Origin of the sequence: Acetobacter suratthaniensis, assembly GCF_017377745.1 — a bacterium.
Classification (GTDB): domain Bacteria; phylum Pseudomonadota; class Alphaproteobacteria; order Acetobacterales; family Acetobacteraceae; genus Acetobacter; species Acetobacter suratthaniensis.
Genome location: NZ_JAFVMG010000007.1, coordinates 98,748 through 111,871, shown reverse-complemented (window position 1 = coordinate 111,871; position 13,124 = coordinate 98,748). Strand labels below are relative to the sequence as shown.

Genomic DNA, 13,124 nt, shown 5'->3' with positions numbered 1-13,124 from the left:
CTGCCATGATCGAACTGACCATAGAACAACGCAGGCGCAGTCTGGGCGGCGGGCTGGAAGTCGGGCGTGTCCTGCCCCATGCCCGCAGACGTATGGTGGGGCCTTTCATTTTTTTCGATCATCTGGGGCCGCTCACTCTGCCTGCGGGGGTGGATCGTCAGGTGGATGTCAGGCCTCATCCGCATATCGGCCTTTCAACCGTGACCTATCTTTTCTCGGGCGAGATCATGCACCGTGACAGTCTGGGCTCAGAACAGGCCGTACGCCCCGATGCCGTCAACTGGATGACAGCCGGGCGCGGCATCACCCATAGCGAACGCTTTGAAAAAGCCCGTGCCATAGGCGACCACCTGCACGGCATACAGGCATGGGTGGCCCTGCCGTGTGAGGATGAGGAAACAGCCCCTTCCTTCGCACATCTGGAAGGAGCCGACCTGCCCCACTGGACAGAAAGCGGTCTGCACGGCCAGCTCATTGCAGGCAGCGCCTACGGACTGACAGCCGCCGCCCGCACCCATTCCCCTCTTTTTTACGTGCATCTTGAACTCGCAACCGGCGCAAAGGCGGAACTACCCACCGCCTACCCTGAACGCGCACTTTATATTGCCAAAGGCCGTATCCGCCTTGACGCACAAGACTACGAGGCCGGGCGGATGCTGATTGCAAGCCCCGGCAGCACGTGGTTTGAAGCCCTTGAACCCGCCACCGTCATGTTGCTGGGCGGCGAGCCAATAGGAGAGCGGTTTCTGCTGTGGAACTTTGTCAGCTCATCAAAAGACAGGCTGACACAGGCCGCCATGGACTGGCAGGCTGGCCGCATGAAACTGCCCGATGCCGATCATGACGAATACATTCCCCTGCCCGCTGGCACCCTGCCGCCACAGGCCATGCCCGCTTCCTGATTACGTAAATGTTCATGCTGATAGCGCAAGCGTGTTTACGCATTGCGTGTGCGGCATTCTATCGTCCGCTCCAACCGGCGGACACCCGCTCCGGCGTAATCAGCCATGAGGCATGACCATGAAGACAGCAACCCTGATAGCCGCCCTGTTCACAGATCATGCGCTCGGGCGCAACGGGTTGCTCTGGGCCAGCATACTTCTGACAGCAGCGGCATTCTGTCTGGCACCGGTTCACCCTTACGTGCTGTTTCTGCTAGTACCTGCCCTGCCGGTACTGGCCCTGTGCCTGATTGATCTGACACAAAGCCGCCATAGCCTCCGGCGCACTTTCCCTGCTTCAGCACGGTTTCGGTGGTTTTTTGAATGGCTGCGCCCCTTCCTGCGCTCCTATATCGTTGAGGGCGATCTCGAAGGCCGTCCGTTCAGTCTCGATACACGCGCACTGGTTTATGCCCGCGCCACCGGGGCAACCGATGCGCATCCTTTTGGCACAGAGCTGGATGTTTACGACGGCGAATACGAATGGCTGGCCCATTCCATGGTACCCAATACCAGTGCGGATACCGCCATGCGCGTGCAGGTAGGCTCTAACCAGTGCAGCCAGCCTTATAGTGCATCGCGGCTGAATATTTCAGCCATGTCCTTCGGGGCATTGAGCGCCAATGCCATAGAATCCCTGAACCTTGGTGCAAAAATCGGTGGTTTTTACCATGATACGGGCGAAGGTGGCCTCTCCCCCTACCACCTGCGCCACGGAGGCGATCTGGTATGGGAACTGGGGTCGGGTTATTTTGGCTGCCGCACAGCCGATGGCCGGTTTGACCCCGAGCGCTTTCGTGACCGCGCGGCGGACGAGCGGGTGAAAATGACCGAAATCAAACTTTCACAAGGTGCCAAGCCAGGGCATGGCGGCGTATTGCCCGGCCCCAAAGTGTCTGAAGAAATCGCCCATATCCGGGGTGTTGCACCGGGGCAGGACTGTCTTTCTCCCGCTGCGCATAGTGCGTTTTCCACCCCACGGGAGCTGCTGGAATTTGCCGCACGCATGCGCGAACTCTCTGGCGGCAAACCTGTCGGGATCAAGCTGTGTGTTGGCTACCCGCACGAACTGTTTGCCGTAACAAAAGCCATGCTGGCCAGTGGTATCATGCTGGATTTTATCGTGATCGACGGCGCGGAAGGGGGCACGGGAGCTGCCCCGCAGGAGCTTTCGGACAGTCTGGGCACCCCCCTGCGCGAAGGGCTTATTCTCGCGCGCAATGCGCTCGTCGGCTCCGGGCTACGTAGTCAGGTCAAGCTCGCGGCCTCCGGCAAGGTGGCCTCGGCTGCGGGTATTGCCATGCACGCGGCCCTTGGGGCGGACTGGTGCAATGCTGCGCGCGCCTTCATGTTCTCGCTCGGCTGCATCCAGTCCATGCGCTGCCATACAGATACCTGCCCCACCGGCATTGCCACGCAGTCTCCCGCGCGGCAACGTGGGCTTGTGGTTTCAGAAAAGGCAGAACGCGTGGCGCGATTTCATAAATCAACCATAGCCGCGCTGCATGAAATCGTGGTGGCCGCAGGCCTGCGCTCGCCAGATGATTTCAGGCCAGCCCATCTGCGCCACCGGATCAACGTGGCGCAGGCACTACAAATGGATGAACTCTATCCGTTTGTAGCGCCTGGCGAACTCGTAGCAGGCACAGACCAGCCCATGCTGCGCCGCTGGTGGGATGAAGCTGATCCTGACAGCTTCCGCCCACGCCTGCGGAATTAATCCTCTATAAAATCAGTAAATTTCAGGAACAATCATGTTTTCCGGTGTCGGCTGACGTTCGTAATCAGGGTGGTGAACACGTTCTGGCAGTACAATTTCGGGGTGTTGCACGTCCTCATACGGTACCTGAGACAGCAGATGGGAAATGCAGTTCAGCCGTGCGCGTTTCTTGTCCACACCCTGCACAACCCACCAGGGGGCTTCAGGTATGCTGGAGCGTTCAAGCATAACTTCCTTCGCACGGGTATAATGCTCCCAGCGACGACGGCTTTCCAGATCCATGGGAGACAGTTTCCACTGTTTCAGGGGATCTTCTATCCGGGCGCGAAAACGGGCTTCCTGCTCATCATCCGTGATTGAAAACCAGTATTTGACCACCTGAATACCGCTGCGCACAAGCATGCGCTCAAACTCAGGAACAGAGCGGAAAAATTCTTCATATTGCTGGTCGGTGCAGAACCCCATCACCCGTTCCACGCCAGCGCGATTGTACCAGCTCCGGTCAAAAAGAACGATTTCGCCTGCGGCAGGTAGGTGGGCGATATAGCGCTGAAAATACCATTGCGTGCGCTCACGGTCGTTAGGCGCAGGCAGAGCCGCCACCCGGCAGATACGCGGGTTGAGCCTTTGGGCAATCCGCTTGATCGCCCCGCCCTTGCCCGCTGCATCGCGCCCTTCAAACAGCACGACCAGACGGTGCCCACTGGCCTTGACCCAATCCTGTAGCCTGACCAGTTCGCCCTGCAATCTGACCAGCTCACGGAAATACGTCCGGCGAAAAGCCCTTTCTTCCTCATCCAGAGCGCCGCCAGCGGCTTCCTCCTCCAAAGAAAGTTCAAACTCCTCGTCCAGATCATCAATGATTTCGCGCCGCATCTGTACACGGATACGCTCTTCCGGGGACAGGCTTTGCAGATACTGATCGTCGGCCATGGTTTTCCCTTTCAGGCAAAGGATCACACGTTACACGCAGCGTATGATAAAAATCATTCAAACGGCAGGACTGATGAAAAAAGCATTAGCCCTGAAAACTCTTTTTCCAGAACAGGAAACCTGCAGGGAGATCAAACTCACCCGCAGGCCATAAAAGCCCCTGTTGTTAGAAAACATGCCGGAAAACAAAGAACAGCACACCGCTGATCAGCATCGCGGCCGGGAGCGTTACAATCCACGCCATAGCCATAGTGCGCAGGGTGCGCCACTGCAGGCCGGAACCCGCCGCAGCCATAGTGCCCGCCACACCGCTTGAAAGGATATGTGTGGTGGAAACCGGCAGGCCAAACCCTTCCGCCAGACCGATTGTACCCATGGCCACAATTTCAGCCGAAGCCCCCTGTGCGTAGTTAAGGTGGGTCTTGCCGATTTTCTCACCCACGGTCACGACAATGCGCTTCCAGCCAACCATGGTGCCCATGCCCAGAGCCACGGCCACCGCAATCTTGACCCATGTGGGAATGAACCGGGTGCCTGCATTAAGCTGGCCCATGAAGCTTTTGAGGCCCGCTGCTTCCTTACCTTCAAACGCCGTGGTTTTTGTCAGGACACGGATGGCGTCGGACACCAGATACATATCCGTACGAACGTTGGGCACCTCTGCTGCGGGAATGGCGTTGAGCGAGTGATACCCCTTGACCGAAGCTGTGATGTCATCAGACAGCACGGCCAGTGCGCTATAAACCTGCGGCGTATCAACATGCCGGTTGCGCAGCGCGTCCGTAACCTGCACGCGGGCATCGGCTACGGTAGGCGCCGCGATTTCCTTGGCATGAAGCTGGAAAATGGTGCTGGCATCGCCCGCCATCTGCACAAAGGCCGGCATGGCTGTTTCGGGCATGGCGCGGTTAAGAGCATAGGCGGTGGGGGCCGCACCGATCAGGATCAGCATGATCAGGCCCATGCCTTTCTGCCCGTCGTTACCCCCGTGGAAGAAGGAAACGCCCGTGCAGGTGCCAACCAGCATGCCACGGATCCACAGCGGCGGCGGCTTGTGGCCTTCGGGGGCCTCAAACAGCACGCGCTGGCGGATGAAGGTTCTGAAAGACCAGAACAGCAGCATGGAAAGAATAAAGCCACAAAGCGGGCTGAACAGCAGCGCGCTGAACACTTTCTGCACCTGCGACCAGTCTACGCCGTATGTCGCCGCACCGGCCGGAGCCATGAGCTGGTTGGCAATCCCCACCCCCATGATCGAACCGATCAGGGCATGAGAGGAACTGTTGGGAATGCCGAGCGCCCATGTGGCGAGGTTCCACAAAATAGCGGCAATCAGCAGCGCGAAGATCATGGCATGACCGGCACTTCCGCCAGCCTGCAGGATCAGCTCGACCGGCAGCAGGGTGACAACACTATACGCCACCGCACCGGATGAGACGAGCACGCCCAGCAGGTTCCACATACCCGACCACACCACCGCAACCAGCGGCGGCATGCTGTTGGTATAAATAACGGTTGCAACAGCGTTGGCCGTATCATGAAAACCGTTGACGAACTCAAAGCCCAGAGCAATCAGCAGCGCCAGCGCCAGAAGGGCGAACGCACCCACCGCAATCCCGTGCTCGCCTGCGGCCTGCAGGTCAGTCAGGACGCTGTAACCCACAAAGGCCAGCGCAGCAGCAATAACCGTCAGAAAAAACAACCTGAATGCAGGGGTTTCCCCTGCATTCATGCGCGGGCGCAGAAAGCGGCCCTGTGAGACACTTGTTTCAGACAAAATTCTGTCTTTCCTAGTTTTGCAGAAATTTTGCCCATTTTGACGCAATCAAAAATAACTAACAGTTAAGTTATGATGAAAAATGATCGTTTATAAAACGCTGCGTTCAAACAAATGAAAAATATACTCTTTTCGAAAGCGATTATTGTTAAATAAAAACAATATAGAAACACCAGTGCACGTCCCGCACAGGAAAACAGGGCACCCTTACTGCCCCCCCTCCTTCTGTTCGCCAAACAGATCGGGCCTGCGGCGGGCCATCCATGCGAACAAATACACGCTCAGCCCGCGAAACAGCGGAATATCCTCAGCCAGCAGCACCACACCCAGCGGGAGCATCCAGATCCCCAGCAAAGGCAGAAAAGATAAAAACCCTCCCAGCAGGAACAGAAAACCCGCGACCATCCTGATCGTGCGCCGTTCAGCCGCCAGCAGCCACCGCACCCAGCGGCCCACACGGGCGGGCAGATGGGCCACCAGCGCATCGCGCCGCTGTTTTCTCAGCCGTTCGGTTTCGTTATCAGGCTTCATTGTTACCGCCATGATGTGTCAGCCCCTCCGTGCCGCAGGAATCGTATCGGCTCCCTTACAGGCTCTGCAAGGTATACAGCCTGCGATACAAGCCACCTTCCTTACCCACCAAAGTCGCATGTGGGCCATCTTCCACCACGCGCCCATGTTCAAACACCACAATCCTGTCCAACCCCCGCACGGTGGCCAGACGGTGCGCCACCACCAGCACTGTGCGCCCGTGCATGAGCCGCTCCATCGCCTGCTGCACCAGCGCCTCGGACTCCGAATCCAGACTGGCCGTTGCCTCGTCCAGCACCAGAATAGGGGCATCCGCCAGAAAAGCGCGGGCTATGGCCACACGCTGGCGCTCCCCGCCAGACAGCTTGATACCGCGCTCACCCACAAGGGTTTCATACCCTTCTGGCAGGCGGTCTATGAAACCCGCCGCATTGGCCAGCCGTGCGGCCTGCTCAATCTGTTCGCGTGTGGCATCGGGGCGGCCATAAGCAATGTTTTCCGCCAGGCTACGGTGGAACAGCATGGGCTCTTGCGGCACCAGCGCAATATGCGCACGCAGGGCGGACTGGCTGACTGTGGCAATATCCGTACCGTCCACCCGGATCACACCCGCCTGTGGCGCGTACAGCCGCTGCAACAGCTTGGTAAACGTTGTCTTGCCCGAGCCTGACGGCCCCACCAGCCCCACACGGCTACCTGCCTTGATCGTCAGCGAAAAATCATCGAACAGCGGCCGGGCCTGCCCCGGATAACAGAACCCGACATGTTCGAAACGGATCTCGCCCTGACTAACCTGCAAGGGCTGCGGATGGGCGGGATCGGCCACGGCGGCGGGCGTGCGCCATAGCAGCAGCAGCTCCTCCATTTCATTCACCGAACGCTGCACCACGGAAACCTGCTGGCCGATCTCGCGCAGGTAGCCCTGCACCAGAAAGGTCATGGTCAGCACATAGGCCACATCGCCGGGGCCAGCGCGCCCGACCATCCACAGCCAGATCGCCCCACCCGCCAGCGCCAGCCGCATGACCATGACCGCTGCCGACTGAATATTGGCGCTGTCCGTGCCCCGCACCCACATATGCGCCGTTGCCTTGCGCCAGCGGGTAACAATACGCTCAAGACGCGCATCCTCCCGCGCTTCCGCTCCGAAGGCCTTCACCACGGCATTGCAGGTTATGGCATCAGCCAGAGCCGCCCCCATGCGGCTGTCTCCCTCATTGGCAGCCTGCGCGGATGGCGCCACGTAACGCAGGGTCAACGCACAGGAGAGAGCAACAAACAGGACCGACAGCACCCCCAGCAACGCCCCCATAGCGGGCCAGTGCCAGCCCAGCACAAGGGTTGTCAGCACCAGCAGCGCCACTTCGGGCAACAGCAGAAGCAGCAGCGTGTCATCCAGCATGTCCACCGCCCACATGCCGCGCGTCAGCCGCCGCACGGTGGAACCCGCGAAGGTGCTGGCGTGCCAGTCGGTAGACAGACGCTGGACATGGGCGAAGGCTTCCGTGCCGATTTTCTGCATGACCTGTGTGGTCAGCCGCGTAATGCCCAGATACGCCCCCCGCTTGGCCAGCACGCTGGTAAAACCGCACCCGGCCATGGCGGCAAGCATCCACAGTGCATCCCGCCCCATTTCGGCTACCGGATGCGCAACATCCGTCACCAGCTGCCCGGCGATAACGGGCATCAGTACATCTGTCAGCGTCGCCAGCAGGGTTCCCGCCAAGGTCACGGCCAACGGCACCGGAAAGCCCAGCCAGTGCCCTGCCACAAAGCGCAGCACATCAATAAACAGGCTAGTTTTCCGCGTGGCCGCAGCCACTTCGGAACCGTGAACAGGCATAAGGGTACCCCGGACAGGTCAGTAAAACAGAGAGATCATTCTTGGTGGCGCAGGAACGCCCGCACTGCCTGTATCGTGAAAGGGGGTGGTTGCACAAATACCCCCTATCCCCGACAATACCGCCCGGATCGACCAGCCGCAGGCCCGCTTATGCCCCCCAAGCCCCGCTCTTCCACCACCGCATCAGCCCCGGCACCGCAGGCCAGGCCTGCACGCAAGGCGGCCGCACCCGCTGCCGCACGGGCCAAACGCGACATGAAACCCCCAGAAATCCGGGCCTTTCTGCTTGATCTGGCCCGCGCATGGCCCGACGCCAAAACCGAGCTGGTTTATACAACACCCTTCACCCTGCTGGTGGCGGTCGTGCTCTCGGCACAGGCAACCGATGCCTCGGTCAACCGTGTCACACCGGCCCTGTTTGCCGCAGCCCCCACCCCCGCTGCTATGGTCGCACTGGGGGAGGAAGCCGTGGCCCAGCTTATCCGCACCATCGGACTATGGCGCAGCAAGGCGCATAATGTGGTGGAACTGTCGCGCCAGCTTCTGGCCGAGCATGATGGCGCGGTACCCGGCACGCGCGAAGCACTGGAAAAACTGGCCGGTGTGGGCCGTAAAACCGCCAATGTGGTGCTGAGTGTCGCGTTCGACCAGCCCACCGTGCCGGTGGATACCCATGTGTTCAGGCTGGCCAACCGCTCGGGGCTGGGGCGCGGGCGCACGGTGGAGGCGGTGGAAAAAGCGCTGGAGCGCCGTATCCCACAGGAAATGAAGCAGGAATCCCACCACTGGATGATCCTGCAGGGGCGCTATGTCTGCAAGGCCCGCAAACCCGAATGCTGGCGCTGTGCGGCACAGGAGCCATGCCTCTACCCCGACAAAACGCCCTTACCCACGCCACCCCGGCGGGCATCCGCCGCTGCCTGAACGCCCGGCTGTCACCCGATATGGGTTACAGCCAGCCAGACAGTTCCCGGCAGGCCAGTGTTTCCAGCAGGTCGATACAGGCGGGCGATTCATTCAGGCAGGGGATAAGGGTAAACGACTCCCCCCCCGCATGCAGGAAGCGCTCGCGCACCTCGTTGCCGATTTCATCCAGCGTTTCCAGACAGTCGGCCATAAAACCGGGCATGACCACGGCAATACGCGTGATCCCCTGCGCGGGCAGGGCGGTAATATACGGCTCGGTATAGGGCTCCAGCCAGCGTGTCGGGCCGAAACGGGACTGAAAGGTCATGGGCAGGGTCTGCTCATCCCGCCCTAGCGCCACGCGCAGGGCGGCCACCGTTTTCTCGCAGTCCGCGTGATAGGAATCGCCCTTTTTCACGTAATCCACCGGCAGACCGTGGAAAGACGCCACCACCTTCTGGAAAGGCTCTCCCTCGCGCCCCTCCTCCGCCTGCGCACGCAGGGCTTCATCATGCGCGGCCCGCACGCTCTGCGCCACGGCGGCGATAAAGTCCGGGTCATCCGCAAACGGTGGCAGCGTACGAATGGCAGGCTGGTTGCGCAGGCGCATAAGTGCGCGGAACACCTGATCATTGGCCGTGGCGGTCGTGGTCGCACTATATTGCGGATAGAGCGGCATGCACAAAATCCGCTCGCAGCCCTGCCGTAGCAGGTCATGCACGGCGTCCTTCAACGAAGGCCCGCCATAACGCATGCCCCACGCGACAGGCACATTGCTGGCCGCAAAACGCTCGGCCAGTTTTTCCGCCTGTGCACGGGTGATGGTGCGCAGGGGGCTTTCATTACGCCCCGTGTTCCAGATCCGCTCATAGGCCCGCCCACTCGCCCGCGGGCGGGTTGTCAGCACCACACCTTGCAACAGCGGTTGCCAAAACAGCGGCGAACCTTCGATCACACGCCTGTCGGAAAGGAACTCCGACAGATAGCGCCTGACCGCCCGGTAGCCCGTATCATCCGGCGTGCCCAGATTGATCAGCAAAATGCCAACCCGCCCACGCTCCGCCTGTGACGGCACATGATGGAAAACCATGACTTCTTTCCTTTCCGCACCGCTGTCCAGCACTTAGCCTGACAGGCTCTCACTCTCCGACAGACCCTGCATACCCACCGCGACACATTTACGCATGACCGATGGCAGCGCCGCCCCTTGCAGCCGTGTAACGGGCAGCAGAAAACCCTGACCGACCTCGGCATTGCCAAAACGCGCCACCCGCGCGGCCAGCACGATAATTTCGAGCGAAAAATGCGTAAACACGTGCCGCACCATACCCGCCTTCTGCCACACGGCCCGCACGGGCGCACTGGCCAAAGCCTCGGCTTCAGGCCATGCGGTGGCCTGCCAGGGGGTTCCGGGTATTTCGGTCATGGCGGCCAGCAGCCCGGTCTCCGGCCTGCGTTGCAGCAGCACCTGTCCGGCTTCATCCACCACAAAAAAATGCACTCCATGCCGCACAGGCCGCGCCACTTTGGGCATTTTGCGCGGCAGGGTCGCCGCCGTACCTGCCGCCTGCCCCGCGCAGGAGGTCTGCCAAGGGCACACCCCACAGGCCGGTGTGCGCGGCACGCAGACACTCGCCCCCAGATCGAACAAAGCCTGTGCGAAATCAGAGGGGCGGGCCTGCGCCTCGGCCCCCGTATTCAGCCCCTCCGCCAGACGCGCCAGCACCTTGCGCGCACCCGGCAGGGGCGTGTGTTCATCAAACAGGCGGGCGGTAATACGCTCCACATTGCCATCGACCGGCACCACCGGCACCCCGAAGGCAATGGCGGCAATAGCGGCCGCCGTATAAACCCCGATACCCGGCAGGGTTCTGAGTTCGGCCACCTGCGCGGGAAAACCCCCACGCGCCACCACGGCCTGTGCGCAAGCATGCAGGTTACGCGCCCGTGCGTAGTAACCAAGCCCCGCCCATGCCGCCAGAACCTGCTCCTGCGGTGCCGTGGCAAGTGCTCGCACGGTGGGAAACAGGGCGAGAAATTTCTGGTAATACGGAATAACCGCCGTAACCGTGGTCTGCTGGAGCATGATTTCGCTCAGCCAGACATGGTAAGGATCAGGCGTGCGCCCACCCTCCGCCCGCCATGGCAGGGTGCGGCGATGTCTGTCATACCAGTGCAACAAGGCGTGGTCAGATGGCGTAATCACGGAGGCAGTTATGGCGAAGGAACCCCGCTCCGGCAAGACGGAGCCAGCATCCCCCCCCAAGGCACGGACTACGCGCGCCCAGCCCATAGCCGCTGAAAAGCCGCCGCGCCGCGCCATGACCGCGCGCAGCCTCGCGGCCCTGCTGCCCGGTGTCACGGCTCCTGCCTTCCGCCGCCGCTCCCCTTCGGGGGCACGGCTGCTCAGCGGCTGGCGTGATATTGTAGGGCCGGGCCATGCAGCCCAGACCACCCCCCAGCGCCTGAGTGCTGGCACACTGAGCATTGCCTGCGCTGGCCCCGTGGCCATGGAACTCCAGCACCATGCGGAACTGCTGATCGAGCGGATCAACACATGGAGCGGCGAGAAACTCGTGACCCGCCTGCGTTTCGTGCAGGACCCGACGGCGGGCCAGCCTGTCCGCAAAGCCGCCACCCGCCCTGCCCTGCGGCAGGCCGTCTCGCTCCCCACCTTGCCTGAAGGCCCCCTGCGTGAAGCGCTTGAAGCACTGGGCAGCAGTGTGCAGCACGAACGGAGCGAGAAAAAACGTCGTTTCTGATCACAAGCAGGTCAAGCAACATCACTGAAACACAATTGCGCGAAAATTGACACAATCTGCCGCTGTATCGTGGCCCGTCCGCATGGCATGCGCCAATGCGGCAACAACAAACCCGAGACGGATGCAGGACCCGTACCATGTCGCGCAAACAGGCCTCACATCAGGCCCACACTACTGCTCTCCCTTCCACCACGTTCACAACATCCGCGCAGCAATACCCTGCGGGACGTGATGGCCAGTCCGACCTTGCCTTCCTGCAATCATGGGCTTCGGGCGTGAACTACAGCGCCGCAAGCGTGCTGCGCGCAGGCCAGATCCGGCGCGCCAACCCCGAACTGGTGCGCCGCATCACGACCGCGCAGCGCGGCTGACACCCCCTCGCACCCGCCACAGGCGGGCTGGCATGCGCCCGAAGATTGCATCCGCCCGCCCGGAAGGGCACCATGCCCCCATGCACGGGCGTGAGACCTTTCCCCTCCCCAGTTCCTTCGCCATAAGGCGGCACGGCCACAGCGCGCCCACACGCCGCAGCCTCGCCGTAGCCCATCAGGCTGCGCGCCTGCTCGTACTGGCCGCTCTATGCGTGCTGGCAAGCTGTGCCGGGCCACGCAGCAACTATGCGCCTCCCGTTGCCTCCGACAACGCCCTGAACCAGTGGACTCCCTATGTGCAGGAGGCCTCGCAACGCTTCACCATTCCGCAATCATGGATTCGCGCCATCATGCGGCAGGAATCGGGCGGGCATCAGTATCTACACGGCCACTTGACCCGCTCCATACATGGCGCGGTCGGACTGATGCAGATCAAGCCCGATACCTATGCCGAACTGGCAGGCCGCTACCATCTGGGTTCCGACCCTTATGACCCGCATGACAATATCATGGCGGGCAGCGGCTATATTCGTGAGCTGTATAACCGCTTTGGTTCACCGGATTTCGCAGGTGCGTATAGCTGTGGCCCCCAGTGCATGAGCAACCACCGCACACGCGGCGCACCATTGCCCTCTTACGCCGTGGCGTATCTGGCGGCAGTCTCGCCGCATCTGAACGACCCTGTCCCCGGAGATAATACGCAGATCGCACAGGCGGTCGCGGCGGCGGAAGCCCAGAACTGGAGCGATTCAGACCACCCGCAGGCAGACCCCCTGAACGATACGCCAACAGACACGACCACCACCGGCGCGGACACACGGCAGGTCAGCATTACCCCCCTGCCCGGCCAGTCCAGCCGGGAAGTCGCACTCAGCGGGCCAGCCATTACATGGCGGCAGAACCGCATTACCGGCAATGCGGTCATCCAGATCGGTGCGTTTTCAACACGCGGGCGCGCCGATGCCGCCCTGCGTACCGCCCATGGCGCGGCACCCGCTCTGGAGCAGGCGCATGACCGGGTGGAGCGGATTCTGTCCGGCTCGGGGGCGTCCGTCTGGCGCACACGGCTTGAAGGGCTGCCCGCTGCCCAGACCAGCATTATCTGTCAGGCGCTGCACCAGCAGGGACTGGCCTGCGTGCCCGTCCATTAACCCTTCCACACAGCCCACACCCGCCCCGGAGCCCCCGCGCACGGGCCACGTACCAGCCCCGCCATGCCCCAACCCTGAACCATGCGGCACGACACGCGCCAAGAATGCTTGGCGGGACAGACCTGAAAGGATATGAAGGCTGGCAGGAATATCGCAGCCGCCAGCCAGACCTGACTTCTGTCCTCCACG

The 13,124-nt window shown here is 61.5% G+C and carries 12 protein-coding genes; 6 read left to right on the top strand and 6 right to left on the bottom strand.

What is annotated here, in order from left to right; translation table 11 throughout:
* Nucleotides 1-5 precede the first annotated feature (5 nt).
* Both J2D75_RS08370 and J2D75_RS08365 read left to right on the top strand, forming a co-directional pair.
* Complete coding sequence (locus J2D75_RS08370) at nt 6-902, top strand: pirin family protein (protein WP_207854320.1); 897 nt, start codon at nt 6-8, stop codon at nt 900-902.
* A gap of 112 nt (nt 903-1,014) precedes the next feature.
* Complete coding sequence (locus J2D75_RS08365; RefSeq protein WP_243428616.1) at nt 1,015-2,661, top strand: FMN-binding glutamate synthase family protein; 1,647 nt, start codon at nt 1,015-1,017, stop codon at nt 2,659-2,661.
* 12 nt (nt 2,662-2,673) lie between these two features.
* Here the strand turns inward: J2D75_RS08365 and ppk2 are convergent, their stop codons facing one another.
* The 4 genes from ppk2 to J2D75_RS08345 all read right to left on the bottom strand — a co-directional run bounded on the left by ppk2 (nt 2,674) and on the right by J2D75_RS08345 (nt 7,745).
* Nucleotides 2,674-3,594 carry a polyphosphate kinase 2 gene (gene ppk2 / locus J2D75_RS08360; protein ID WP_207854319.1) on the bottom strand — a complete coding sequence of 307 codons (921 nt, stop codon included), beginning with the start codon at nt 3,592-3,594 and terminating at the stop codon, nt 2,674-2,676.
* A 166-nt stretch (nt 3,595-3,760) separates the two neighbouring features.
* Nucleotides 3,761-5,371, bottom strand: coding sequence for an inorganic phosphate transporter (locus J2D75_RS08355; RefSeq protein WP_243428615.1), 1,611 nt, complete (start codon nt 5,369-5,371; stop codon nt 3,761-3,763).
* Between the two features lie 207 nt (nt 5,372-5,578).
* Nucleotides 5,579-5,914, bottom strand: coding sequence for a hypothetical protein (locus J2D75_RS08350; protein ID WP_243428614.1), 336 nt, complete (start codon nt 5,912-5,914; stop codon nt 5,579-5,581).
* A gap of 43 nt (nt 5,915-5,957) precedes the next feature.
* Nucleotides 5,958-7,745, bottom strand: a complete 1,788-nt coding sequence (locus tag J2D75_RS08345; RefSeq protein WP_207854318.1) for an ABC transporter ATP-binding protein — start codon at nt 7,743-7,745, stop codon at nt 5,958-5,960.
* 255 nt (nt 7,746-8,000) lie between these two features.
* Between J2D75_RS08345 and nth the strand changes: the two genes are divergently transcribed.
* A complete protein-coding gene (gene nth / locus J2D75_RS08340; protein ID WP_243428622.1) occupies nt 8,001-8,669 on the top strand; it encodes an endonuclease III in 669 nt (222 codons plus the stop codon).
* 25 nt (nt 8,670-8,694) lie between these two features.
* Here the strand turns inward: nth and hemH are convergent, their stop codons facing one another.
* Nucleotides 8,695-9,741 carry a ferrochelatase gene (gene hemH, locus J2D75_RS08335; protein ID WP_207854316.1) on the bottom strand — a complete coding sequence of 349 codons (1,047 nt, stop codon included), beginning with the start codon at nt 9,739-9,741 and terminating at the stop codon, nt 8,695-8,697.
* Between the two features lie 33 nt (nt 9,742-9,774).
* The gene (locus J2D75_RS08330; RefSeq protein WP_265782981.1) at nt 9,775-10,857 is read right to left on the bottom strand and encodes an A/G-specific adenine glycosylase; all 1,083 of its coding nucleotides are present in this window, start codon (nt 10,855-10,857) and stop codon (nt 9,775-9,777) included.
* A gap of 10 nt (nt 10,858-10,867) precedes the next feature.
* On the opposite strand from J2D75_RS08330, the gene J2D75_RS14445 reads away from it, so the two are divergent.
* The 3 genes from J2D75_RS14445 to J2D75_RS08315 all read left to right on the top strand — a co-directional run bounded on the left by J2D75_RS14445 (nt 10,868) and on the right by J2D75_RS08315 (nt 12,935).
* Entirely contained in the window at nt 10,868-11,413 is a 546-nt protein-coding gene (locus J2D75_RS14445) for a DciA family protein (protein WP_243428612.1), read from the top strand.
* Nucleotides 11,414-11,550: 137 nt separating this feature from the next.
* Entirely contained in the window at nt 11,551-11,784 is a 234-nt protein-coding gene (locus J2D75_RS08320) for a hypothetical protein (RefSeq protein WP_207854313.1), read from the top strand.
* A 32-nt stretch (nt 11,785-11,816) separates the two neighbouring features.
* Nucleotides 11,817-12,935: a lytic transglycosylase domain-containing protein gene (locus J2D75_RS08315; RefSeq protein WP_243428611.1), complete on the top strand. Its 1,119-nt coding sequence runs from the start codon at nt 11,817-11,819 to the stop codon at nt 12,933-12,935.
* Nucleotides 12,936-13,124 lie beyond the last annotated feature (189 nt).